Source organism: Kitasatospora gansuensis, from assembly GCF_014203705.1.
In the GTDB taxonomy this organism is placed as follows: Bacteria; Actinomycetota; Actinomycetes; order Streptomycetales; family Streptomycetaceae; genus Kitasatospora; species Kitasatospora gansuensis.
This window is the reverse complement of record NZ_JACHJR010000001.1, coordinates 3,561,234-3,584,505: the sequence shown is the minus strand read 5'-3', so window position 1 is coordinate 3,584,505 and position 23,272 is coordinate 3,561,234. Positions and strand designations below refer to the sequence as shown.

Sequence of the window (23,272 nt, the reverse complement as noted above, 5' to 3'; positions counted from 1 at the left end):
CGGAGTAGAAACCATGACTTCATCTCCCCCTGCCGCCACCGGCGGCAGGGCCCGCCGGGGCCGATCGGACAGCCGGCGCGGCGACAGCATCTTCTTCAACCTCTCCCGTGGTTCGGGCATCCTGCTGCTGGTCATCATGGCCGCCATCGCCGGGTTCCTGACGTACCGTTCGTTCCTCGCGCTCGGCCACAACGAGGGCAACTTCCTCACCACCTTCGAGTGGCTGCCGGACGCCCCGAAGCCGGTCTTCGGCATCGCGGTGCTGACCTTCGGCACGATCGCCAGCGCGCTCATCGCGATGATCATCGCGGTGCCGGTGGCGATCGGGGTGGCGCTGTTCATCTCGCACTACGCCCCGCGGAAGATCGCCCAGCCGTTCGCCTACCTGGTGGACCTGCTCGCGGCCGTGCCCAGCATCGTCTACGGCCTGTGGGGCGCGCTCTTCCTGGTCCCGCACATGAGCGGTCTGACCAGCTGGCTGGACGAGTACCTCGGGTGGACGTACATCTTCGACGCGACCAAGAACGGTGCCGCCCCGCGCTCCCTGTTCACGGTCGGCATCGTCCTGGCGATCATGATCCTGCCGATCGTCACCGCAGTCTCCCGCGAGGTCTTCAAGCAGACCCCGCGGATGCACGAGGAGGCGGCGCTCGCCCTGGGGGCGACCCGCTGGGAGATGATCCGCACCGCGGTGCTGCCGTTCGGCCGCCCGGGCGTGATCTCCGCCTCGATGCTCGGCCTCGGCCGGGCGCTCGGTGAGACCATCGCGGTCGCCACCGTGCTCTCCTCCAGCCCGCTGCTCTCGCTGCACCTGATGGACCCGGGTGGCGGCACCTTCGCGCAGAACATCGCGCTCCGCTTCGGCGAGGCCGGCGAGAACGGCCGGAACGCGCTGATGGCCTCCGGGCTCGTCCTGTTCGTGATCACCCTGCTGGTGAACGGTGCCGCACGGATGATCATCGCTCGCCGCAAGGAATACTCGGGGGCCAACTGATGAGCGCTGTTACCGACTCGGTGGCCGTCGCGCCGCAGCTGCGCCGGGGTCTGACGACCAATCGGCTGCCGAACTGGGCCCCGGCCGGCATCGCCGTCCTCTCGATCGCGCTCGCTGTCGCGATCGGCCTCGGGTTCTCCCTGGACAGCAAGATCCAGTGGGGCCTGATCGCCGGACTGCTCTTCGTCGGCATCACCTACGCCTCCTCGGCCAAGGTCGAGGGCCGTCGGCAGGCCAAGGACCGGCTCGCCACCTCGGTGGTCTGGCTGGCCTTCGTGCTGGCGGTCATCCCGCTGGTCGCGCTGATCTTCTACACCGTCCAGCAGGGCGCCGGTGTGGTGGACGCCCGCTTCCTCAACCACTCCATGAAGGGCGTGATCAGCACCGAGGCGGGTGGCGGTGTCTACCACGCGCTGATCGGCACCCTGGAGCAGGTCGGGCTGGCCACCGCGCTGGCCGCCCCGGTGGGTCTGCTGACCGCCGTCTACCTGGTCGAGTACGGCAGGGGCCGGCTGGCCAAGGCGGTCACCTTCTTCGTCGACGTCATGACGGGCATCCCGTCGATCGTCGCCGGTCTGTTCATCCTCTCGCTGTGGATCCTGCTCTTCGACTTCGAGTACTCCGGCTTCGCGGGCAGCCTCGCACTGGCGATCCTGATGATGCCGGTGGTGGTCCGCTCCACCGAGGAGATGCTGAAGCTCGTACCGAACGAGCTGCGCGAAGCCTCGTACGCCCTGGGCGTGCCGAAGTGGAAGACCATCCTGCGGATCGTCCTGCCGACCGCGATCGGTGGCATCACCACCGGTGTGATGCTGGCCGTGGCCCGCATCACCGGTGAGACCGCGCCCGTGCTGATGCTGGTCTTCGGGACCGAGATCATCAACTCGAACCCGTTCGAGGGGCCGCAGCAGTCGTTGCCGCTCTACATCTGGCAGCAGTACCAGAGCAACAACGACTTCGGGTACGCCCGGGCCTGGGGCGCCGCACTGGTGCTGATCGCCTTCGTGATGGCGCTCAACCTGGTCGCCCGGGGCATCGCCCGCTGGCGCTCGCCCAAGTCCGGTCACTGACACACCGACTGACGCAGCAGCAGAAGACGAGAGAAGACGAAAGATCATGGCCAAGCGCATCGACGTCAGCGGACTGTCCGCCTACTACGGCACCACCAAGGCCATCGAGGACATCTCGATGACCGTCGAGCCCCGCTCGGTGACGGCCTTCATCGGCCCCTCCGGCTGCGGCAAGTCCACCTTCCTGCGCACCCTGAACCGGATGCACGAGGTGATCCCCGGCGCCCGGGTCGAGGGCAAGGTGCTGCTCGACGACGAGAACCTGTACGCCGCCGCGGTCGACCCGGTCGCCGTCCGCCGCACCGTCGGGATGGTCTTCCAGCGGCCGAACCCGTTCCCCACCATGTCGATCTACGACAACGTGGCGGCCGGGCTCAAGCTGGCCGGCGTGAAGAAGAAGTCCGTGCTGGACGGCGTGGTGGAGAAGTCGCTGCAGGGCGCCAACCTCTGGAACGAGGTCAAGGACCGCCTGAACAAGCCCGGCTCCGGTCTGTCGGGTGGTCAGCAGCAGCGGCTCTGCATCGCCCGCGCGATCGCGGTCGAGCCGCAGGTGCTGCTGATGGACGAGCCCTGCTCCGCCCTCGACCCGATCTCCACCCTCGCCATCGAGGACCTGATCGGTGAGCTCAAGTCGCAGTTCACCATCGTGATCGTGACCCACAACATGCAGCAGGCGGCCCGGGTCTCCGACCGCACCGCCTTCTTCAACCTCGCCGGGGTCGGTCAGCCGGGCAAGCTCGTCGAGCTCGACGACACCCAGCGGATCTTCTCCAACCCGTCGGTCCAGGCCACCGAGGACTACATCTCGGGCCGGTTCGGCTAAACCCCAGACTGCTTCGCGGCGCTGCATGGCGGTGCCGCCGCGAAGTCAGAGAAGGCCCGCCCCCGTGATGTGGGGGCGGGCCTTCGTCTTTTTCCGACGGGCGGTCAGCTGTCAGCCTGTCAGCCGAAGAACAGCTGGACGACCCAGTACATCAGTGCCGCGACGATGGCGGCGGCCGGCATGGTGATGAACCAGCCCAGCACGATGTTCTTGGCCACGCCCCAACGGACCGCGCGGATCCGCTTGGTGGCGCCCACGCCCATGATCGCCGAGGTGATCACGTGGGTGGTGGAGATCGGGGCCTTGAAGACGAACGAGGTGATGTACATGATCGTCGCGGCGGTGGTCTCGGCCGCGAAGCCCTGCGGCGGGTCCAGCTCGATGATCTTGCGGCCGAGCGTCCGCATGATCCGCCAGCCACCGGCGTAGGTGCCCAGCGAGAGCGCCGTGGCGCAGGAGATCTTCACCCAGACCGGGATGTCGCTGCCGCTCTGGTGACCCGAGATGGTGAGCGCCATCACCACGATGCCCATGGTCTTCTGGGCGTCCTGCAGACCGTGCGCCAGCGCCATCGCGGCGGCCGAAGCGGTCTGCGCGACCCGGAAGTTGCGCTTGGCCCGGTGCGGGTTGGCCTTCCGGAAGATCCACAGGATCGCCAGCATCACCAGGAAGCCGGCCACCAGGCCGACCACCGGGGAGAGGAACATCGGGATGACGATCTTGTCCAGCACGCCGGACCAGATCACCTCGGTGCCACCCGCCAGCGCCGCGCCCACCATGCCGCCGAACAGCGCGTGCGAGGAGGAGGACGGCAGGCCGAAGTACCAGGTGACCAGGTTCCAGGTGATCGCTCCGACCAGGGCGGCGAACAGGATGCCCATGCCCTGGTTGCCGGTCGGGGTCTCGATGATCCCCTTGGAGACCGTCTTCGCCACCCCGCTGCCGAGGAACGCACCGGCCAGGTTCATCACCGCGGCCATCGCCAGCGCCACCTTGGGGGTGAGCGCCCGGGTGGAGACCGAGGTGGCGATGGCGTTCGCCGAGTCGTGGAAGCCGTTGGTGTACGTGAAGAAGAACGCCACCCCGAGGACGGCGATGAGTGCTGCCGTATCCACGCTGGTCAGGACTCCTTGACGGCGATGGTCTCCACCGTGTTGGCCACGTGCTCGAACGCGTCGGCCGCCTCTTCGAGGACGTCCACGACCTGCTTGAGCTTCAGCACCTCGATCGCCTCGTACTGGCCGCTGAACAGGTGCGCGAGCAGCTTGCGGTGGATCTGGTCGGCCTGGTTCTCCAGCCGGTTGATCTCGATCCAGTACTCGGTGAGCTTGTCCATGGTGCGCAGCTTCGGCATCGCCTCGGCGGTCAGCTCGGCCGCCCGGGCGAGCACCTCGATCTGCTGCTCGACACCCTTGGGCAGGGTCTGGATGTCGTAGAGGACGACCAGGTCGACCGCCTCCTCCATGAAGTCCATGATGTCGTCCAGCGAGGACGCGAGGCTGTAGATGTCCTCGCGGTCGAAGGGCGTGATGAAGGAGGAGTTGAGCTGGTGGAAGACCGCATGGGTGGTGTCGTCCCCGGCGTGCTCGGCGGCGCGCATGCGCTCGACGATCTCCGCGCGGGCCGACACGTCTGAACCCAGCAGTTCCAGCAGGAGCTTCGATCCCACGACCAGGTTCTCCGCGGCTGCGGCGAACATGTCGTAGAAGCTCGTCTCCTTCGGGGTCAGGCTAAAACGCACGGAAATCTCCGATGTGCGGGGTAGGGACTGAACGATGCTAGGCGCAAGGCGTCAGAAGTACGCAAACGGGGTGATGTTCGAGGAGCCGGAGCGTCCGGTTCCGCACTTCGGCGCGAAGTGGTGCGGTCGGGTCCGCACACCGGCGTGCGGACGTGAGCCATCAGTCTGACGGAACCTCGGCCCAATTACCCCCCTGTTGCGCCCGGGGATCGGTCGCGCCGCTCGTACGGAGGAACAGACCGGGGGGTCGTGGTGTTGGACACTGGAGCCCTACGGACAGGTGAGCACCGAGACTTAGGCGGACGGCATGACCAGCGTCGGGACACAGGGTGCCGAGCACCAGCAGGAGACCGGGCAGCAGGAGACCGGGCACGGCCCGCACGGGTACAGCTCGCAGAAGGCCGAGCACCTCAAGCGGCTGCGCCGGATCGAGGGTCAGGTGCGCGGGCTGCAGCGGATGGTCGACGAGGACGTCTACTGCATCGACATCCTGACCCAGGTCTCGGCCAACACCAAGGCCCTGCAGGCCTTCGCGCTCTCGCTGTTGGAGGAGCACCTGCGGCACTGCGTGGCCGCCGCCGCCGAGGCGGGCGAGGGTGAGCTCGACGCCAAGGTGGCCGAGGCGACCGCCGCCATCTCCCGGCTGCTGCGGACCTGAGGCTCAGTCAGCCGACGCCTCGTCACCGGCGAGCAGCACCTCGTCGATCCGCTCGGGCGCGAGCCGCTCGCACTCGCTGCCGGAGGCGGCGATCATCAGCTCCCCGGTCAGCTCGATCTCGTCCAGGGCGGTCTGGTCGTGACCGCCGCCACGGGGCCCCGAGGACGCCATCACCCGCTCCACCCCCATGGACCCGTCCGACCGGTGGCGTGCCGCCCCCGACTCCAGCGTAGGGAGCCGGGGTGCGCGGCCGCATGGCACGGACGGGCCATCTCTGGCCACCATCCGGGCGGTTACTTCGGCGGGGTCGACGCCCCTGGCTGACCGGGCTTCATCGAGTAGATCTCGGCCGGCGCGGGCTCCACGGCCTGCACCGGCTTGCCGAAATCGGACAGCGACAGCACCGAGACCACCTTCACCTGGTCCTTGGGCTGCTTCGAACCGGCCACCCCGGAGAACCCGAACGTCTGCACCACCTTGCGCAGCCGCCCCTGCCCGTCCAGCCAGACCTCGTACGGGATCTCCTTCACCGTGAACGTGCCCGCGGCCATCCGCAGCCCGTCCCCGCCGCGCCCACCGGTGGCCTCGGCGGCCTTGGCCAGGTCGAGCATCCCCTTGTAGTGCTTGAGCTCCACCCCGCCGACCGACTCGGTGCCGACCAGCTCGGCCTGCTGCGCACCGCGCAGCGCCCCGGCCGCGCTGGCCGGGTCGGTCGCGCCGCTGCTGACCAGGTTGCCGTCCGGGAGCTGGCGGATGTCCAGCTTCACCCACTTGCCCTCGGGGATCTTCGCCCCGCTGTTCTGCAGGTAGACCGTGCCGGGCAGCACCACCTCGACGATCTTCCCGGTGGTCGCGGCACCCGGCGGGACGGTGATCTCCAGGCGGCCGATCCGCTTCACGTAGTCGTAGCCGCCGGCGCCGTTGAACACCGCCTTCTTGTCGCCGGACTCGGTGGTCAGCTCGGTGACCGCCTGGGCGGAGCCGGTGCGTCCGGTGATGTCGGCCGCGCTGCGGACGGCGGTCAGCGGATCGGCCGACAACTGGTCGGCGGACGCACCGGCCGGGTGACCCGAGCCGCCTCCGCAGGCGGTCAGAGCGGCGGCGAGCACCGCCACGGCGGTGGCGGTACGAGCGGACTTCTTCACGACAGCGACAACCCCCTCGGGCCTGGACCCGGCAAGCGCCACCCCGGATGGGCAGAGCTCTTGCGTGGCAAACGAGTTGACGGTCCAGGGGTTACGGTCGGACCGGCGCGCGATACGCATTTCGCGCCGGTCGGCGGAGCGGTTACGGTGGCAGGGTGTCCCGCGAGCATCAGGTGACGATCGACGAACGCGGCTCCTTCGCCATCGCCCACTGCACCTGCGGCTGGTCCGCACCCGCCCGTCGCTCCCGCGACCGCTCCCGCCGCGACGCGGCTGAGCACCTGGCACACGCTTCGGTAGACAGGGGCTCGGGGAACAGCGACGCCGACCTCGGAAACGTTGCACCTGCGTAGATGGTCAGGCACTTTCGCAGTGACCCCGGCGCCAGATCTCCTCGCAGTTCCCCGAGCCCCTGGATAGTGCAACCTCGGGACCTGCCTAGGCGGCGAGGTCGCGCTCGGCGTGCCGGCTGCGGCGGCGGGGTTGCGGGGCGATCAGGAGCGGGCGGAGGGCGGTCCGCCCGAGTGCGTGGCAGAGCGGGACCAGCACGGCCATCGCGAGCGGAGCGAGCAGCAGCACCACCGCGGCCGCCAGCGCGTACCCGCCGAGCACGTCGGTCGGGTAGTGCACCCCGACGTACAGCCGGGCGAAGCCCTGGAGCAGGGCGAGCCCGGCGGCGATCAGGCCCAGTCGGCGGTTGACCAGGAGCAGGGCGATCGCGATGCCCATCGACATCGCCGAGTGGTCGCTGACGAAGGAGAGGGTGCCCTCCTTGCCGGCCACCAGGACGTCGAGTTCGGGGTGGTCGACGAACGGCCGGGGCCGGTTCACCAGGGCGGAGATCGGCAGGTTGGCCAGCTCGCAGAGGGCGACCGCGAGCGGGGCCCAGAGCAGGCCGGCGATGGCGACCGGGGCGTCGGGGCGTCGGCGGGCCTGCAGCCAGGCGACCACGCCGATCAGGGCCAGGCCGAGCAGGATGCCGTACTCGCCGAACCAGGCGACGGTGCTGTCGATCCAGTCGGGGGCGGATTCGGCCAGCCCGTTCACCGCGCGCAGCAGCTCCAGGTCCGGCCCGGTCGTGTCGCCGAGCAGCGTCGACACGCCACACCTCCGTTGGATCCGATTGTTCGCCACCGGACACAACGTCAGAACCGGGGTATCGGGTTCCGGCCCCGGAGTGGAGTTACGAAAACTTGACTGACCGTCCACTCCGCGGCCACAGACGTCTGAACGGGGGTCAGCTCCGCACGGTGCCCTGGCCGCTGCCGGTGATGGCGCCCTCGGAGTTCCGGACCGGGAGGGCGACCGCGCCGTCGGGGGTGACCCGGGTGGCGCCGAAGTACTTGGCCCGGTCGATGCTGTCGTAGCGGATCACCGCGCTGGTGTGCGGTGCGTTGATCATGTAGCCGCCGCCGACGTAGATGCCGACGTGGTCGATGGAGCGCGGGTCGCCCTGGTCGGTGGCGAAGAAGACCAGGTCGCCGGGGCGGAGTTGGTCCCGGCTGGGGTGCGGCCCGGAGTTCCACTGGTCGTTGGCGACCCGGGGGAGCTCGATGCCGACGCTGGCGAACGCGGCCTGGGTCAGACCGGAGCAGTCGAACCGGCCGTCCTGGGAGGCCCAGCCGTTGCCGCCCCAGAGGTAGGGGGTGCCCAGCGTCCGCTGGGCGTAGTAGATCGCTCCGGCGGACTGGGCGGACATCGCGAGCGAGCTGCCCACCGCGGGCGCGGTGAAGCTGACCGCCAGCGACTTGATGTTGCGGACGTAGCCCTGGGTCTCCTTGTACGGGGGCACGCCGTTGTACTTGATCACCGCGTACGGGCCGGCGTTGTAGGCGGCCAGCAGGTTGGCCTGGTGGTCGCCGGGGACCTTGGCGACGTCCTTGGCCAGCGCGCAGTCGTAGGTGGCGGCGGAGGCGATGGCGTCCGCCGCGTTCCAGATGTCGGCCTTGCCGTCGCCGCTGCCGTCCCGGCCGTAGCTCGCCCAGGTGCCCTCCAGGAACTGGGCCAGGCCGTACGCCTTGGCGGGGCTGCGGGCCGCCGGGTCGAAGCCGCTCTCCTGGTAGAGCTGGGCGGCCAGCATCGGGGGTGAGATCTCCGGGCACAGGGTGCCCCACTGTTCGATCAGCGGCTGGAACGCGGCCGGCACCGAACGGCTGGAGAGACCGGGGGTGTTGGAGTTGGCGGCGGGCGCACCGCTGGCGGCGTACGTGCCGAGCACGATCACGCCGACGAGGCCGGTGGCGAGCGCGCCGGTGGCGGCTGCGGCGGCCTTGGCCTTCCCGAGTAGCATCAGCACCGTCCCGACGAGGCGTCAGTTTCCTGTGTACGAGAAGGCATTGCTCAGCGCAATCATCGCAGATACAAAGAGTGAGCGGTATCATTCGTACGGTGGACATCCTGGCGTACGTGTCCCATCCCCCACGACCAATCCGCGAGAAGCAGCCAAGTCGGCATCAGATCTGGCCAAGAATGGGTAGCGGCCCTTCGCGCAACCCTGGTCCGGGGCCTTGAATTTGCCTGATCGGGCGGTGAGATGGAATGAACCAGAGCAGCATGCTGAGTGACCGGATCGGCTTCCTGGCCGAAGAGCCCAAGAAGGCCGGCATCGACACCATCATCGGCGGCATCGCCCCGGACTGGGGCCCGTTCGCCAGCCTCGGCGCGGAGGCCAGGACGATGGTCCAGGTGGTGATGGCGGTCGCCATCCTGTCCTGCCTGGGCATCGCCGTCTGGGGTGCGGCCAAGCAGCGGATCGGCGCGACCGCGATGCGGGACACCTTCGGGGCCGAACAGGGCAAGGGGCTGATCGTCGCGGGGCTGACCGGCGTGTTCATCATCGGATCACTCGGCACTCTGTTCACCATTGTGTACGGCATGGCCATCTGACGATCAGACAGTCCTACCCCGGTGGTGCGGCCAGGCGGCCGTCGCCACCGGGCTGTCGCGCTTCCGAGCATGTGCGCGCGGCATAGTCAGTCCACGCTTGGGCGCCCGCCGGGCTCCCCGTACCAGGAGGGCCGCCGTGCCGGTGTCCGACGACCAGCCGCACACCCGGACGCGGCTGCCGGTCGGCGAGCAGTCCGTCTACCAGTCGACGGGCCGTCAGCCTCGCCCGCTGCGCACCCTGTTGACGGTGCTGCTGGTGGTGACCCTGCTGGTGGTGGCCATCTCCGTCGCGAACCGGGACAAGCCGGACCCGGTCGGCACCGCCTCGGCCGACCAGGCGGCCACCCCGAAGACCGCCGCCACCGCGCCGTCCGGCCAGCTGCCGGTCGCCACCGCCTCGAACGGCATCGGCGTCGGCCACCCGCACACCGACCAGGGCGCGCAGTCCGCCGCCGCCAACTACGCGGTGGCGCTGGGCTCGGCGGAGATGCTCCGGGCCGAGGGGCGGCGCACCGTGCTGGCCACCATCGCCGACAGCACCAGCCAGGCGGCGCTGACCGCCCGGCTGGACGCCGCGTTCAGCAAGGAGACGCTGGCCAAGCTCGGCCTGGACGAGAAGGGGAAAGCCCCGAAGGGGCTGACCTTCGTCAGCCGGACGGTACCGGTCGGCACCAAGACCACCAACTCCGCCGACACCGCCACCGTGGTCGAGATCTGGTGCACCGGCCTGCTCGGGCTGGCCGGTCCTGGCTCGGTGCTGCCGGTCACCGAGAACTGGTACACCCTCACCGTCACGATGCGCTGGACGGGGGCCGACTGGAAGTTGACCGACTTCGCCCGGCGCACCGGTCCGGCCCCACTGCCCGGCGACCAACAGGCCGCCACCGCCGAGGAGATCACCGGCGCCGTCCAGGACTTCGGAGGCTTCCGCTATGCCCGTTGACGGTCACCGACTCGGCCGGGCGGCCACGCTGCTCGGCGCCCTTCCGGTCCTGGTGCTGCTGGCCGCCCAGCAGGCGTGGGCCGACCCGGTGGTGCCCTCGCCGACGTCCAGGTGTGACGTGCCGCTGCCGGGCGCGGGCAACGTCTGCAACGCGCCCTCCGGAGCCGTGGTGGTCCCCAGCGGCGGCGTCACCGGCGTCGGCGGCGGCATCACCGACCCGCTCGGCTCGCTGGCCAAGGGCTGCGCCCAGGCCGCCTCGTACGTGGTGCGGGCGCTGTCCGGCGCGATCGACGGCACCACCCAGGTGGACTTCACCAACGCCGCCTTCCTGCAGCAGTACGCGGTGGTGTTCGCGGCCTCCACCGTGATCACCCTGGTGCTCTGGCTGCTCGCGGTGACCAAGCGCGCGGTCCGCGGCGCCTCGCTGGCCGGGGCCATCTCGGAGGCGATCGGCTTCCTCTGGCTGACCGTCATCGCCTCGGCCTTCACCCCGCTGATCCTCTACACCCTGGTCTCCGCCACCGACGGTCTGACCGACGCGATCTCGGCCGGCACCAAGTCCGACACCGGCACCTATCTGGGCGGGTTCGCGGACACCCTGGAGAAGGGGTCGATCGGCGGCGGGCCGCTGATCCTGATCATCATCTCGCTGGTCGCGGTGCTGGCCGCGGCGGTGCTCTGGATCGAGCTGCTGATCCGGGCCGCGATGCTCTACGTCGGCGCGCTGCTCGGCACCGCCGTGTACGCCGGGCTGGTGGACAAGCAGCTCTGGAAGCACGTCCGGCGCTGGGCCGGGGTGATGCTCGCGGTCGACCTGGCCAAGCCGATCATCGTGATCATCCTCGGGCTGGCCGGCGCGGTCGCCACCGGCGCCGGGGTCACCGACGACTTCTCCAAGGTGATCTCGGGCCTCGCCATCCTGTTCCTGTCGATCTTCGCCAGCGCCGCCGTCTACCGCTTCGTCCCCGGCTTCGGCGACGAGATGATGCAGCTGCGGAACGCCAGGGCGAGCGCCGTCTCGGCCGGCTCGGCGATGATCAACGGCCCGGCCAACCTGGTCAAGCAGGGCATCTCCACGCACGGCTCGCGCGGCGGCCCGCAGACCGCGAACGCCTCCACCGGAGCGGGCGGCGGTTCGGTCGCCCCCGGTATCGCCGCGCATGCCTCCCGCACCCCGGCCCCGCCGGCCCAGGCCCCCGCCCCGACCGCCAACCCAGTGAAGGGAGCGTGACCGGCCAGTGAGCAGCGATCAGTACGGCGGAGGGTCCTACGCCCAGCCGTACGTGCACCAGCGCCGCACCTACCTGATCGGCAAGTCCCGCCCGAACGCGCCGATCGGGCGCAACCGGGAGTCCGGGGAGATCGTGCTGATCATCTTCGGCGCCTTCCTCGGCATGGTGTGGGGCCTGGCGATGCCGGTCCTGCCGTTGCGGATCGCCGGTCTGATCGGCCTGCCGCTGCTCGCCGCGATGGCCGTCTACGTGCCCTACCGGCGCCGGACGTTCTACAAGTGGGTGGAGATCAACCGCACCTACCGCCGCACCGTGCGCAGCGGCCGGGGGCTCTGGCGGTCCGACGTGGTGGACGCCGGGACGCGGCTGGACGGCCGGGAGATCGAGATCGGCCCGCCGCCCGGGGTGGGGCGGCTGCGCTGGCTGTCCGCGCCGTTCGGTCCGGACGAGGTCGGGGTGCTGATGCACCTGGAGCGCCGGACCGTGACGGCCGCGATCGAGATCGAGGGGCCGGGCGTCGGGCTGCGCGACTCGGAGGACCAGGAGACGCTGGTCGACCGGTTCGGCACCCTGCTCAAGCACGTGGCCAACGGGGACGGCTTCGTGACGCGGCTTCAGATCCTGGCCCGGACGCTGCCGGCCGACCCGGACGCGCACGCCAAGGACGTCGAGCGGCGGGGCGACCCGTCCTCCCCCGGCTGGCTGCAGGACAGTTACGACCAGCTCCAGTCGATGGTCTCCACCTCCTCCGAGCAGCACCGGGCCTACCTGGTGGCCTGCATGCACTACACCCGCGACCTGGCGGCCGAGGCGCACGCGATGGGCCGTACCTCCGGTGCCCGGCGGGCCAGGGACGACGAGGGCCTGGCGGCGGTGATGGCCCGTGAGCTGACCGACATCTGCGCCCGGCTGGCCGAGGCCGACATCCGGGTCAGGCAGCCGCTCGGGCACGCCAGGCTGTCCTCGCTGCTGCACTCGATGTACGACCCGGACCACCCGATCGACCACATCCAGGCGATGAGCCAGCGCAACGCCTGGCCGGCCGAACTGGACGCCACCCACCAGCAGTTCCTGCAGGCCAAGACCCGTGAGTCGGCCACCAGGGAGCCGTGGTGCCACGCCACCGCCTGGATCAAGGAGTGGCCGCTCACCCCGGTCGGCGTCAACTTCCTGGCCCCGCTGCTGGTGCACACCCCGGACGTGATCCGTACCGTCGCCGTCACGATGGACCTGGAGCCGACCGACGTCGCGATCGAGCGGATGCTGACCGAGAAGACCAACGACGAGGCGGAGGTCAGCCGGGCCGCCAAGATGAACCGCACGGTGGACCCGCGCGACCTGGCGCACACCGGCCGGGTGGACCAGCGCGGCGACGACCTGGCCTCCGGCGCGGCCGGGGTCAACCTGGTCGGGTACATCACCGTCTCCTCGCGCAACCCCGAGGCGCTGGCCCGCGACAAGCGCACCATCCGCGCCTCGGCGGGCAAGAGCTACCTCAAGCTGGAGTGGTGCGACCGCGAGCACCACCGGGCCTTCGTCAACACCCTCCCGTTCGCCACGGGCATCCGCCGCTGACCCTTTCCGGGAGGACCACTGATGGCCATCGGAAACCTGACCGACGCCTTCACCAGCCTGATGTTCGGCAAGGTGGAGACCGCCCGGCTGCCCGTACGCACCTCCACCGGCCAGGCCCAGGCGGTGTACCTGCCCACCGCCGCCCCGGGGTTGGGCGACTCCGGGGTGATCATCGGCCGCGAGGTGTACAGCGGCAAGGGCTACGTCTACGACCCGTTCCAGCTGTACGGGCAGCAGCTGCCCGCCCCGCACTGGCTGGTGCTCGGCGAGTCCGGTAACGGCAAGTCGGCGCTGGAGAAGACCTACGTGCTGCGCCAACTGCGCTTCAAGGACCGCCAGGTGGTGGTGCTGGACGCGCAGGGCGAGGACGGCGTCGGCGAGTGGAACCTGATCGCGAACGCGCTGGGGATAAAGTCCATCCGGCTCGACCCGATGGCCGCCAGGGACGGCGGCGTCAAGCTCAACCCGCTCGACCCGGCGATCACCACCACCGGCCAGCTGTCGCTGCTGCGCACCATCATCGAGGTGGCGATGGGGCGCGGCCTGGAGGAGCGGGCCGGCTTCGCGCTGAAGGCCGCGCACGCCCACGTGCTGGCCACCGTGACGGACCGTCAGCCGGTGCTGGAGGACATCATCTCCACCCTGCGCAGCCCCGAACTGGGCTCGATCGCCTCGCTCGGGGTCGAGGTGCACGACGTGCAGTCCTGGGGCCTGGACGTCGCGCTGGTGCTGGACCGGCTGGTCGACGGTGACCTGCGCGGCATGTTCGACGGTTCCACCACCGACGGCATCGACCTGGACGCGCCGCTGATCGTCTTCGACCTCTCGCACATCGACCGGAACTCGATCGCGATGCCGATCCTGATGGCGATCGTCGGGGTCTGGCTGGAGCACACCTGGATCCGCCCCGACCGGAAGAAGCGGATCTTCCTGGTCGAGGAGGCCTGGCACATCATCAACAGCCCGTTCGTGGCCCAGTTGTTCCAGCGGCTGCTGAAGTTCGGCCGCCGGCTCGGACTGTCCTTCGTCGCGGTGGTCCACCACCTCTCCGACGTGGTGGACGGGGCGGCGGCCAAGGAGGCCTCGGCGATCCTCAAGATGGCCTCCACCCGGACCATCTACATGCAGAAGGCCGACGAGGCGAGAGCCACCGGCCGGGTGCTCGGCCTGCCGCGCTGGGCGGTGGAGATCATCCCGACCCTCTCGCCCGGCATCGCGGTCTGGGACGTGAACGGCAACGTCCAGGTGGTCAAGCACATCATCACCGAGGCCGAGCGCCCGCTGGTGTACACCGACCGCGCGATGACCGAGGACGCGGTGGCCGAGCGGGACCGGGCCGAGCGGCATCTGGAGGCGGAGCCGCGACGCTGACGCCGGGTCAGCTCGGCGAGCCTGGCGTATTTCGTCTTCACGAAACCCTCTCGTTACCTCACAGGTCCTGACAGCTACGCGCGTTGACTCTAGGCTGCATCGGGTCACACCACCCTCGGCTCCCCCCACAACGGAGCCCCAAACGGTGCAGGGGAAACCTCATGCCCAATGTCGGTCAGCTCGGCCGCTTCCGTCGACCCGCGTACGCCGCAGCCGTCGCCGTCGGCCTGTTCGGGACGCTGCTGGTGCCGAGCGCCGCCCAGGCGCACGGCTGGGACTGGAACTGGGACTGGCACAAGCCGAAGACCGAGGACCTCCAGATCCTCGCCATCAACGACCTGCACGGGAACCTCGAGCCGCCGGCCGGCTCCTCGGGGAACATCAAGGAGGTCGACCCGGCGACCGGCAAGGTGATCGACACCCCCGCCGGCGGCATGGAGTACCTCGCCACCGCGCTGCGGCAGGCCCGCGAGGGCCACCCCAACACGGTCACCGTCGCGGCCGGCGACCTGGTCGGCGCCAGCCCGCTGGTCTCCGCGCTGTTCCACGACGAGCCCACCATCGAGGCGCTCAACAAGGTCGGCCTGGACGTCACCAGCGTCGGCAACCACGAGTTCGACGAGGGCTCCAAGGAGCTGCTCCGGCTGCAGAACGGTGGCTGCCACCCGACCGACGGCTGCTACCAGGAAGGCCGCGAGTTCGACGGCGCCGACTTCCAGTACCTGGCCGCCAACGTCACCAACGAGAAGACCGGCCGCCCGATCCTCAAGCCGTACTGGGTGAAGAACGTCCGCGGCGTCAAGGTCGGCTTCATCGGCGCGACCCTCGAGGGCACCCCGAACATCGTCACCGCCGCCGGCATCCAGGGCCTCAAGTTCGGCGACGAGATCGAGACCATCAACAAGTACGCCAAGGAGCTCAAGCACCGTGGCGTCGACTCGATCGTGGCGCTGATCCACGAGGGCGGCTACCCGGCCTCCACCACGTACAACTACGACTGCGGCGCGGCCGGCCAGGGCATCTCGGGCCCGATCGTCGACATCGCCAAGGGCCTCGACCCGGCGATCGGCGCCATCGTCACCGGGCACACCCACAACGCGTACGCCTGCTCCATCCCGGACCCGCAGGGTGTGCCGCGCTCGGTCACCAGCGCCGCCTCGTTCGGCCGCCTGTACACCGAGATCAACCTGAAGCTCGACAAGCGGACCGGCGCCATCGTCCGCCCGTCGGTCACCGCCGCCAACCACGTGGTGCGCCGCACCGTCGAGAAGGCGCCGGACATCACCTCGCTGATCAGCCAGTACAGCAAGCTGGCGGCCCCGATCGCCAACCGCTCGCTCGGCTTCATCGGTGCCGACATCAACGGCCGCGGCTCCAGCGCCTTCGAGAAGCCGCTCGGTGACGTGATCGCCGACGGTCAGCTCGCCGGTCTCGCGGCGGCCGACAAGGGCGGCGCGCAGATCGCCTTCATGAACCCCGGTGGCATCCGCTCCGACCTGGTCTACAAGGCCAGCGGGGCCGAGGGCGACGGCGTGGTGACCTACGGCGAGGCGTTCACCGTCCAGCCGTTCACCAACATGATGCAGGTCAAGACCCTGACGGGTGCTCAGGTCATCCAGCTGCTCAAGGAGCAGGTCAGCGGCGGCAACACCGCCGCCCCGAAGATCCTGCAGGTCTCCAAGGGCCTGACCTACACCCTGAACCTGAACAAGACCGGCGCCGACCGGGTGCCGGCCGACTCGGTCAAGCTGAACGGCGCCCCGATCGACCCGGCCGCCAAGTACCGGGTCGCGGCCAACGAGTTCCTGGCCGGCGGCGGCGACGGCTTCCCGACCTTCGCGGCGGGCACCGACAAGCTGGTCGGCGCCTCCGACCTCGACCTGTTCGCCGCCTACCTCGGCGCGAACTCCTCCGCCACCGCCCCGCTGGCGGTCCCGGCGCAGGACCGGATCAAGATCATCGGCGTCGGCGAGGACATCGACTGACGCCCGACGCCTGACGCACTGTGAGGAGCACCCCTGCGGGGGTGCTCCTCTCGCGTTTGCGGGGCGACAGCGGGCTGCCGGTGAACTGTGAGCGGGGTCTGCGACCTTAGGGGAGTGACGGGCCGTACCAGCGGCCCCGGGGAGGGGAGTTGACCATGGATCAGACGCTGGTGGACCGGATGTGGGAGTACCTGAACGCCGGGCTCGCGATGGACGTGGAGGCGCTGGACGCCCTCTACGACCCGGAGTTCGAGAACGTCCGGTTCGACGGGGCGGGCCTGGTGGTGACCCTGGTGAAGGAGCAGTTCATGGCCCGGTTCCGGGCGTTGGGCGCTCAGGGGCAGCGGGTCGGCGAGACGCTCGACGGCGTCAGCTTCCTGGCCACCACCGAGTACGGCGACCAGGGGACGATCGTGATGCGCCGGGTCGAGGGCGGCCTGCCGGCGCTCTACACCTTCGTCTGGCGGCGGGAGAACGGCCGATGGACCACCCTGGTCCGGGAGTTCACCTTCGAGCGGGACCTCAGCGGCCTGCTCGCGATGGTGCGGGCCGCCGCCGAGGCCTGAGCCTCACCTCGGCCGGTCGGGCTGCCCCGGGAGGCGGACGGTGGCCAGCGTGCCGGTCCCGTCCGGGGGCGCGCCGAGCGCCACCTCGCCGCCTGAGTCGCGGACGGTCTGGGCGACGATCGACAGCCCGAGGCCGGAGCCGGGCAGCTGGCGGGAGGACGGGGAACGCCAGAACCGGTCGAAGACGTACTGGAGTTCGTCCTGCGGGATGCCGGGGCCGTGGTCGCGAACGGTCAACCTGCCTTGATCGAGCACGACTTCGACGGTGCCGGCGGGCGGGGAGTACTTGACGGCGTTGTCCAGCAGGTTGATCACCGCGCGTTCGAGCGAGGCGGCGTCGCCGTGTACGTACCAGGGGTCGATCGCGAGGGCGAAGTGCAGGCCGGGGCCCCGGAGTCGGGCCCGTTCGACGGCGCGGGCGGTGATCTCGTGCAGGGCCACCACGGTGGGGTTCTGCTCGGGCCTGGGGGAGTCCGGGCGGGAGAGCTGGAGCAAGTCGCCGATGAGGAGCGTGAGTTCCTGCATCTGCGCCTTCATGTTGCCGAGCAGCTTGGTCCGGGTCGCCTCGGGCAGCGGGCGGCCGGTGTCGTTGGAACGGATCAGCAGGTCGACGTTGGTGCGGAGGGAAGTGAGGGGGGTACGGAGCTCGTGACCGGCGTCGGCGATCAGACGGGTCTGCCGGTCACGGGAGTTGGCGAGCGCGGTGGACATCGAGTTGAAGGAGAAGGAGAGCCGGGCGATCTCGTCGTCCCCGTGCACGGGGATCGTGGAGCCGACCTCCTCGGTCCGGGCGATGTGTTCGACCACGTCGGTGAGCTGGTCGACGGGCTTCAGCGCCGAACGCGCCACCAGCCGCCCGGTGATGCCCGCACCGACCACCCCGAGGGCGGCGACGCCGAGCAGCAGCAGGGCCAGCTGCTGGAGTGACTCCTCCACGTTGGTCACGGACACCGCGGTCATCATGGTGACGGTGTACAGCGTGCCGTCGAACCTGACCGTGCTCCGGTCGAGGCGCACCATGGCGGCTTCACCGTCGGAGTAGCTGCCGTCGCGGTAGGTGGTGCCGGTGATGGTGAAGTCGGACGGACTGGTCTTGATGATCCGGTCCGCGCCACCCGGGAAGCAGACGAGGCCGTCGGCGGCGACCAGCTGCACGTCCCACTTGTTGCTCGGGAACCGGCCGGCGCTCGGCGCTTCCTTCGCCTTCACGAGCGCCTCGGCTGTCGTGGAACCGCAGAAGACGGTGGGGTTCGGTGGGAGCTTCGCCTCGACCAGGCTGTCGTGGACCTGCCCGTACAGGCGGTCCCTGACGATGAACCAGCAGGCCAGCGCCGACAGCGCGATGGCGACCGCCACCGCCGCGGCGGTGAGCATGGCGAGCCGGCTCCGGAGGGAGCGGCTGCGGAACCAGCCGGTGAGTCTCTTCACGCCGCTGTGCCGGTGGCTGACCGGAGGGCGTAGCCGACGCCGCGGACGGTCTGGATCAGGCGGGGCAGGCCGCCCTGTTCGGTCTTGCGGCGCAGGTACATCACGTACACGTCCAGCGAGTTGGACGAGGGCTCGAAGTCGAAGCCCCAGACCGCCTTGAGGATCTGCTCCCGCGTCAGCACCTGCCGCGGGTGCGAGAGGAACATCTCCAGCAGCATGAACTCGGTGCGGGTCAGCTCGATCGGCTTGCCCTCGCGGGTGACCTCGCGGGTGGCGGTGTTCATTCGCAGGTCGGCGAAGGCGAGCACCTCGGAGTCCTCGGCCTCGACCGCCGCGCGGGCGGCGGCCTCGCTGGCCAGCGCGGAGCGGCGGAGCAACGCCCGCACCCGGGCCAGCAGTTCGTCGAGTTCGAAGGGCTTGGCCAGGTAGTCGTCGGCGCCGACGTCGAGGCCGGTGACCCGGTCGCCGACCGCGTCGCGGGCGGTGAGCATCAGGACGGGGGCGGTGTCGCCCCGGGCCCGCATCCGGCGGACGGCGGTGAGGCCGTCCATCCGGGGCATCATGATGTCGAGCAGGACCAGGTCGGGGTGGTCGCGTTCGACGGCGTCCAGCGCCTCGAAGCCGTCGGTGGCGGTGGTGACCTCGTAGCCCTCGAAGGCGAGGCTGCTCTCCAGGGCGTCCCGCAGGGCGGGCTCGTCGTCGACCACGAGGAGTCGGGCCGTACTGCCCGGGGTCTCGACAGGGGTGCGGTCGTCGGCGGGGGGTGTCATCGGGGCGGGACCTTTCCTAGTCCGGTCGTCTTGTCATTGTCCAGCTCAGAGCCGCTGGCCGGCCTGCAACTTCGGCAGCACGTTCTTGATGTCGTTGATCGGGATGGCGAAGCCGAGGCCGACGCTGCCCGCGGTGCTGGATCCGGCGGTGGAGCTGGAGCCACTGGCCGAGTACATCGCGGAGTTGAGGCCGATCACCTGGCCGGCGGCGTTGATCAGCGGGCCGCCGGAGTTGCCGGGGTTGAGCGCGGCGTCGGTCTGCAGCGCCTTGTAGTTCGCGGTCTCGCCACCGGACGAGGCGGAGCCGCGCTGGCCGGGCAGGTTGGGGAAGCCGAAGCCGCCGTTGCCGCTGGTGGTGGACTCGTCGACCTGGACGGTGACCGGGCGGTCCTTGGCGCTGATGATGCCGGAGGTGACGGTGCCGGTCAGGCCCTCGGGGTTGCCGATGGCCACCACCGAGTCGCCGACCTGGACGCCGGCCGAGTCGCCGAGGGTGGCGGTGGGCAGTCCGCTGACGCCGTTGGCGGTGATCACGGCGACGTCCAGGGCGGCGTCGGTGCCGGTTATGGTGGCGGTCTTGGTGGAGCCGTCCTTGAAGGTGACGGTGAGCTGGCCGCCGCCGCTGACGGCGCCGGAGACGACGTGATAGTTCGTCAGGATCTGGCCGCCTGCGGTGAGCACCACGCCGGTGCCGGTCGAGGTGCCGGAGTTGGACTTGACGGTGATCTGGACGACGCTCGGCGAGACCGCCGAGTTGATCGCGGTGACGTCGGCGGTGCCGTCGGACTTCGAGGAGACCGGGCTGACCAGCGTGCTGGAGCTGGAGCCGCCGGGGCCGTCGGCGGCGGCGATCACGCCACCGGTGACGCCGCCGAGCAGCGCGGCCACCGTGGCCACCGCGGTGACCAGGGCCAGCCGGCCCTTGAGGAAGCTCTTACGGGCGTGGCTCGCGGGGGGCGTGGGTTCGGCCGGGGGAGCGGTGAAGTCCTCGGTGTACGGGCCGTGCGGGAGCACGGTGCCCTCGATCACGTGGGCGTTCGTCGGAACGGTCGGCGGCTCGATCGGCTGCGGCGGGGTCCAGCCCGGGTAGCCGTACGGACCCTGGTCTTCGGAGTTGCGGTGCTGGTCGCTCATGCATCCAACGTCCGCCCGGTTGATGAGAGCCGGATGAGAGCGCGGTCAGAGCCACCCGAGAAGCCCGTTGACTTCTCATAAAGCCTGGTCAGGCCTCGGAGGGGCCCCCGCAGCCGCAGGAACGGCGGATGACCAGCCGGGACGGGAACTTCCGGACCCGCTCGGTGTCCGACCCCGGCACCATCAGCGAGTCGTCCAGCACCAGGTCGACGGCGGCCCGGGCCATCGCGTCCCGGTCCGAGGCGACGGTGGTCAGTGGCGGGTCGGCCAGCGCGGCCTCGGGGATGTCGTCGAAGCCGGCCACCGCCAGGTCCTCCGGCACCCGCAGGCCGACCTCGCGGGCGGCCCGGAGCACGCCGATCGCCTGGTCGTCGGTGGAGCAGAAGATCGCCGGCGGGCGCTGCGGCGACCGCAGCAGGGCCACCGCGACCTCGTACGCGCCGTAGCGGTGGAACGGGGCGTCCACCAGGTTGGGCTCGACCGGCAGGCCGTGCGCGTCCATCGCGCGCTGCCAGCCCTCGACGTGGTCGATCACCGGGTCACCGGGGGCGGGCTGCTCGACCGGGCCGCCGAAGCAGACCACGTACGGGTGCCCGTGCACCTCGAGCAGGTGGCGGACGGCGGTCTCGGCGCCGCCCACGTCGTCGGTGACCACCGCGACGTCGTCGATCGCCTCGGGCCGGCGGTGCAGCAGCACCACCTTGGCGCCCTCCATCGCGGCGAACTCCTCGGCGGCCCGCTGGGACGGACCCTGGCTGACCAGGATCAGACCGGAGACCCGCATGCCGAGGAAGGCGCGGACGTAGTGCACCTCGCGGTCGTCCACGTAGTCGGAGTTGCCGATCAGGACCAGCTTGCCGCGCTCGGAGGCGGCCCGTTCGACCGCGTGCGCCATCTCGGCGAAGAATGGCTGCCGGGCGTCGGGCAGGACCATGCCGACCAGGTTGGTCCGCCGGGAGGCCATCGCCTGGGCGACGCTGTTCGGCCGGTAGCCGAGCTGCTCGATCGCCGCGAGCACCTTCTCCTTGGTCGCGGGCGCGACCGGGCGCGGCCCGTTGTTGATGACGTAGCTGACGACCGCGGTCGAGGTCCCAGCCAGTCGGGCTACATCGTCACGCGTCACCTTGGCCACAAGGGGAGTCTACGCGGGTGGCGCAAGGGGGGTGCGGGGGATGCCCGACCCGCCCCGGACAGGCCGGGGCGTAGTCGGACAAGCCGGTCACACCGGACGGTCCGTCAGAGCTCGCGGGCCGCAGCGGACCGCTGCTCCAGGCCCGGCCGCTCGCCCTTGTCCGGCTTCTCCGGGATGACGAAGCGGTAGCCGACGTTGCGGACGGTGCCGATCAGCTGCTCGTTCTCGACGCCGAGCTTCGCCCGCAGCCGCCGGACGTGCACGTCCACCGTCCGGGTGCCGCCGAAGTAGTCGTAGCCCCAGACCTCCTGGAGCAGCTGGGCCCGGGTGAAGACCCGGCCCGGGTGCTGGGCCAGGTACTTCAGCAGCTCGAACTCCTTGAAGGTCAGGTCGAGCACCCGCCCCTTGAGCTTGGCCGAGTAGGTGGCCTCGTCGACGACCAGGTCGCCGTTGCGGATCTCCATCGGGCTGTCGTCGGAGGTCACCTGGAGCCGGCCCATCGCCAGCCGCAGCCGGGCCTCGACCTCGGCCGGGCCCGCGGTGTCCAGCAGGACGTCGTCGATGCCCCACTCGGCGGTGACGGCGGCCAGGCCGCCCTCGGTGACCACCAGGATCAGCGGGCAGCCGATCCCGGTGGAACGGAGCAGCTGGCAGAGGCTGCGGATCTGCGGCAGGTCCCGTCGGCCGTCCACCAGGATGACGTCGGCGCTCGGGGTGTCGACCAGGGCGGAGCCCTCGGCCGGGGCCACCCTGACGGTGTGCAGCAGCAGGCCGAGGGCCGGCAGCACCTCCGCGGAAGGCTGCAGTGCGTTGGTGAGGAGGAGGAGAGAACTCATACCCGGTAGTCCCCTTTCCGGGTCGTCGCGGTCGCAGTCGTCCGGCCGGGGGGCCGGTGGGTGGCTGCGGGGAAGGTGGGGGAGCGGACGTCCGAGGGGTGAGATCCGACCGGTTCGTGAGTGCGCAGCACCAGCCGGGGCGTGCGTCCGAGGTCCCGCAACCCCTGACGTTCCGACTCAGTCCTGCTCATCCGCGAACCTTCCGGTCTGCATCCCGCTGCACTCCCGCCCGGCCGGGCTCCCGCACATCGTTGTGCGGCTCCGGCCGACCGGTCCTCGCCGACGGCGGTGCGGGTGGGGCACCGTCCCGGGAGGCCGTTCGTACCTGGCGTCCTGAAAGCACAAAAGGACCCGGGGGCGACTCTGCCCAGGTCCCTCACGCCACGAGAATAGCCGACCACTCCCCGCACGGGGAGGTCCTCGTACCGGGGGTTGGCCACATCGGGCCACTCCGGGCGTGACTCCCACCACGTCCGGACCGTTCACCGGGAGCCGGCGCGCGCTCGCGCGACCAGGGTCGTTACGGCATCCGGGGCCGGCCGGTCCATCATGGGAGCCGCACCGGCCGCACCGTACGTGTACACCTTTGGCGTGGGTGCCCCGGCAGCAGAGCCGGCGCACCGCACCGGGCGAGGACGACGAGGAGGGCTGCCATGGCAGCGAACACTTCCACCGCACGAGCGACGGCAGTCACCGGCGCCAGGGTGACCGGCACCATCCGGTACTGGGCCGCGGCCAAGGCCGCCGCAGGGCTCCCGGAGGAGCCGTACGAGGCCGCGACCCTCGGCGAGGCGCTCGCCGCGGTCCGGCTGCGCCACGCGGACAACCCCAAGCTGCTCCAGGTGCTCGCGCACTGCTCCTACCTGGTCGACGCCCAGCAGGTCGGCACCCGCGACCACACCACCGTCCCCCTCACCGAGGGCGGCACCATCGAGGCCCTCCCGCCCTTCGCCGGCGGCTGAGTTGCACTATCCAGGGGCTCG

Annotated in this window: 23 protein-coding genes; 12 read left to right on the top strand and 11 right to left on the bottom strand. The window is 70.4% G+C overall.

Going from position 1 to position 23,272, the window contains the following annotated elements; translation table 11 throughout:
• The first annotated feature begins 13 nt into the window (after positions 1 to 13).
• The 3 genes from pstC to pstB are packed head-to-tail and all read left to right on the top strand — an operon-like array spanning position 14 to position 2,887.
• Positions 14 to 994 (top strand): phosphate ABC transporter permease subunit PstC, encoded by a 981-nt coding sequence (gene pstC, locus F4556_RS15660; RefSeq protein WP_184915815.1) that lies wholly within the window; start codon positions 14 to 16, stop codon positions 992 to 994.
• On the top strand, positions 994 to 2,064 hold the full coding sequence (gene pstA, locus F4556_RS15655) for a phosphate ABC transporter permease PstA (RefSeq protein WP_184915812.1): 1,071 nt from the start codon (positions 994 to 996) through the stop codon (positions 2,062 to 2,064). Before pstC ends, pstA begins: the two co-directional genes overlap by 1 nt.
• A 46-nt stretch (positions 2,065 to 2,110) precedes the next feature.
• Positions 2,111 to 2,887, top strand: coding sequence for a phosphate ABC transporter ATP-binding protein PstB (gene pstB, locus F4556_RS15650; protein ID WP_184915809.1), 777 nt, complete (start codon positions 2,111 to 2,113; stop codon positions 2,885 to 2,887).
• Between the two features lie 119 nt (positions 2,888 to 3,006).
• Here pstB and F4556_RS15645 read toward each other — a convergent pair whose 3' ends face one another.
• On the bottom strand, positions 3,007 to 4,002 hold the full coding sequence (locus F4556_RS15645) for an inorganic phosphate transporter (RefSeq protein ID WP_184915806.1): 996 nt from the start codon (positions 4,000 to 4,002) through the stop codon (positions 3,007 to 3,009).
• 5 nt (positions 4,003 to 4,007) lie between these two features.
• Entirely contained in the window at positions 4,008 to 4,628 is a 621-nt protein-coding gene (locus F4556_RS15640) for a DUF47 domain-containing protein (protein ID WP_184915803.1), read from the bottom strand.
• 307 nt (positions 4,629 to 4,935) lie between these two features.
• Between F4556_RS15640 and F4556_RS15635 the strand changes: the two genes are divergently transcribed.
• The gene (locus tag F4556_RS15635) at positions 4,936 to 5,286 is read left to right on the top strand and encodes a metal-sensitive transcriptional regulator (RefSeq protein ID WP_184915800.1); all 351 of its coding nucleotides are present in this window, start codon (positions 4,936 to 4,938) and stop codon (positions 5,284 to 5,286) included.
• Positions 5,287 to 5,289: 3 nt separating this feature from the next.
• Here the strand turns inward: F4556_RS15635 and F4556_RS15630 are convergent, their stop codons facing one another.
• The 4 genes from F4556_RS15630 to F4556_RS15615 all read right to left on the bottom strand — a co-directional run bounded on the left by F4556_RS15630 (position 5,290) and on the right by F4556_RS15615 (position 8,721).
• Entirely contained in the window at positions 5,290 to 5,457 is a 168-nt protein-coding gene (locus tag F4556_RS15630; protein WP_184915797.1) for a hypothetical protein, read from the bottom strand.
• A gap of 122 nt (positions 5,458 to 5,579) precedes the next feature.
• Positions 5,580 to 6,431, bottom strand: a complete 852-nt coding sequence (locus tag F4556_RS15625) for an SCO4651 family lipoprotein (protein ID WP_184915793.1) — start codon at positions 6,429 to 6,431, stop codon at positions 5,580 to 5,582.
• Between the two features lie 438 nt (positions 6,432 to 6,869).
• A complete protein-coding gene (locus tag F4556_RS15620; RefSeq protein ID WP_184915791.1) occupies positions 6,870 to 7,532 on the bottom strand; it encodes a phosphatase PAP2 family protein in 663 nt (220 codons plus the stop codon).
• Positions 7,533 to 7,668: 136 nt separating this feature from the next.
• The gene (locus F4556_RS15615; protein WP_184915788.1) at positions 7,669 to 8,721 is read right to left on the bottom strand and encodes a C40 family peptidase; all 1,053 of its coding nucleotides are present in this window, start codon (positions 8,719 to 8,721) and stop codon (positions 7,669 to 7,671) included.
• A gap of 263 nt (positions 8,722 to 8,984) precedes the next feature.
• On the opposite strand from F4556_RS15615, the gene F4556_RS15610 reads away from it, so the two are divergent.
• The 7 genes from F4556_RS15610 to F4556_RS15580 all read left to right on the top strand — a co-directional run bounded on the left by F4556_RS15610 (position 8,985) and on the right by F4556_RS15580 (position 16,989).
• Entirely contained in the window at positions 8,985 to 9,317 is a 333-nt protein-coding gene (locus F4556_RS15610; RefSeq protein WP_184924651.1) for a DUF8827 family protein, read from the top strand.
• Between the two features lie 136 nt (positions 9,318 to 9,453).
• The gene (locus F4556_RS15605; protein WP_184915785.1) at positions 9,454 to 10,260 is read left to right on the top strand and encodes a hypothetical protein; all 807 of its coding nucleotides are present in this window, start codon (positions 9,454 to 9,456) and stop codon (positions 10,258 to 10,260) included.
• Positions 10,250 to 11,491 carry a hypothetical protein gene (locus F4556_RS15600; protein ID WP_184915783.1) on the top strand — a complete coding sequence of 414 codons (1,242 nt, stop codon included), beginning with the start codon at positions 10,250 to 10,252 and terminating at the stop codon, positions 11,489 to 11,491. The genes F4556_RS15605 and F4556_RS15600 overlap by 11 nt, the downstream gene beginning before the upstream one ends.
• Before the next feature lie 7 nt (positions 11,492 to 11,498).
• Entirely contained in the window at positions 11,499 to 13,067 is a 1,569-nt protein-coding gene (locus tag F4556_RS15595) for an SCO6880 family protein (protein WP_376775705.1), read from the top strand.
• A 21-nt stretch (positions 13,068 to 13,088) separates the two neighbouring features.
• Complete coding sequence (locus F4556_RS15590; protein ID WP_184915779.1) at positions 13,089 to 14,438, top strand: ATP-binding protein; 1,350 nt, start codon at positions 13,089 to 13,091, stop codon at positions 14,436 to 14,438.
• Positions 14,439 to 14,599: 161 nt separating this feature from the next.
• Entirely contained in the window at positions 14,600 to 16,423 is a 1,824-nt protein-coding gene (locus tag F4556_RS15585) for a bifunctional metallophosphatase/5'-nucleotidase (RefSeq protein WP_184915776.1), read from the top strand.
• Between the two features lie 155 nt (positions 16,424 to 16,578).
• The gene (locus F4556_RS15580) at positions 16,579 to 16,989 is read left to right on the top strand and encodes a nuclear transport factor 2 family protein (protein WP_184915773.1); all 411 of its coding nucleotides are present in this window, start codon (positions 16,579 to 16,581) and stop codon (positions 16,987 to 16,989) included.
• Positions 16,990 to 16,992: 3 nt separating this feature from the next.
• On the opposite strand, the gene F4556_RS15575 is transcribed toward F4556_RS15580, so the two are convergent.
• The 5 genes from F4556_RS15575 to F4556_RS15555 all read right to left on the bottom strand — a co-directional run bounded on the left by F4556_RS15575 (position 16,993) and on the right by F4556_RS15555 (position 22,289).
• Entirely contained in the window at positions 16,993 to 18,417 is a 1,425-nt protein-coding gene (locus tag F4556_RS15575; RefSeq protein ID WP_313068316.1) for a HAMP domain-containing sensor histidine kinase, read from the bottom strand.
• Entirely contained in the window at positions 18,414 to 19,187 is a 774-nt protein-coding gene (locus F4556_RS15570) for a response regulator transcription factor (RefSeq protein WP_184915770.1), read from the bottom strand. The genes F4556_RS15575 and F4556_RS15570 overlap by 4 nt, the downstream gene beginning before the upstream one ends.
• Positions 19,188 to 19,232: 45 nt before the next feature.
• Entirely contained in the window at positions 19,233 to 20,321 is a 1,089-nt protein-coding gene (locus tag F4556_RS15565; protein ID WP_184915768.1) for a S1C family serine protease, read from the bottom strand.
• 88 nt (positions 20,322 to 20,409) lie between these two features.
• Positions 20,410 to 21,453, bottom strand: a complete 1,044-nt coding sequence (locus F4556_RS15560) for a LacI family DNA-binding transcriptional regulator (RefSeq protein WP_184915764.1) — start codon at positions 21,451 to 21,453, stop codon at positions 20,410 to 20,412.
• Positions 21,454 to 21,557: 104 nt separating this feature from the next.
• Complete coding sequence (locus F4556_RS15555) at positions 21,558 to 22,289, bottom strand: response regulator transcription factor (protein WP_184915761.1); 732 nt, start codon at positions 22,287 to 22,289, stop codon at positions 21,558 to 21,560.
• Between the two features lie 716 nt (positions 22,290 to 23,005).
• Here F4556_RS15555 and F4556_RS15550 point away from each other — a divergent pair.
• Positions 23,006 to 23,251 carry a MoaD/ThiS family protein gene (locus tag F4556_RS15550; RefSeq protein WP_184924645.1) on the top strand — a complete coding sequence of 82 codons (246 nt, stop codon included), beginning with the start codon at positions 23,006 to 23,008 and terminating at the stop codon, positions 23,249 to 23,251.
• Positions 23,252 to 23,272 lie beyond the last annotated feature (21 nt).

Bases quoted from the DNA above. Each gene is read 5' to 3' on its own strand.
- pstC (WP_184915815.1), top strand. From the start codon at position 14: ATGACTTCATCTCCCCCTGCCGCCACCGGCGGCAGGGCCCGCCGGGGC.
- pstA (WP_184915812.1), top strand. From the start codon at position 994: ATGAGCGCTGTTACCGACTCGGTGGCCGTCGCGCCGCAGCTGCGCCGG.
- pstB (WP_184915809.1), top strand. From the start codon at position 2,111: ATGGCCAAGCGCATCGACGTCAGCGGACTGTCCGCCTACTACGGCACC.
- F4556_RS15635 (WP_184915800.1), top strand. From the start codon at position 4,936: ATGACCAGCGTCGGGACACAGGGTGCCGAGCACCAGCAGGAGACCGGG.
- F4556_RS15630 (WP_184915797.1), bottom strand. From the start codon at position 5,457: ATGGCGTCCTCGGGGCCCCGTGGCGGCGGTCACGACCAGACCGCCCTG.
- F4556_RS15615 (WP_184915788.1), bottom strand. From the start codon at position 8,721: ATGCTACTCGGGAAGGCCAAGGCCGCCGCAGCCGCCACCGGCGCGCTC.
- F4556_RS15610 (WP_184924651.1), top strand. From the start codon at position 8,985: ATGCTGAGTGACCGGATCGGCTTCCTGGCCGAAGAGCCCAAGAAGGCC.
- F4556_RS15600 (WP_184915783.1), top strand. From the start codon at position 10,250: ATGCCCGTTGACGGTCACCGACTCGGCCGGGCGGCCACGCTGCTCGGC.
- F4556_RS15590 (WP_184915779.1), top strand. From the start codon at position 13,089: ATGGCCATCGGAAACCTGACCGACGCCTTCACCAGCCTGATGTTCGGC.
- F4556_RS15585 (WP_184915776.1), top strand. From the start codon at position 14,600: ATGCCCAATGTCGGTCAGCTCGGCCGCTTCCGTCGACCCGCGTACGCC.
- F4556_RS15580 (WP_184915773.1), top strand. From the start codon at position 16,579: ATGGATCAGACGCTGGTGGACCGGATGTGGGAGTACCTGAACGCCGGG.
- F4556_RS15570 (WP_184915770.1), bottom strand. From the start codon at position 19,187: ATGACACCCCCCGCCGACGACCGCACCCCTGTCGAGACCCCGGGCAGT.
- F4556_RS15565 (WP_184915768.1), bottom strand. From the start codon at position 20,321: ATGAGCGACCAGCACCGCAACTCCGAAGACCAGGGTCCGTACGGCTAC.
- F4556_RS15555 (WP_184915761.1), bottom strand. From the start codon at position 22,289: ATGAGTTCTCTCCTCCTCCTCACCAACGCACTGCAGCCTTCCGCGGAG.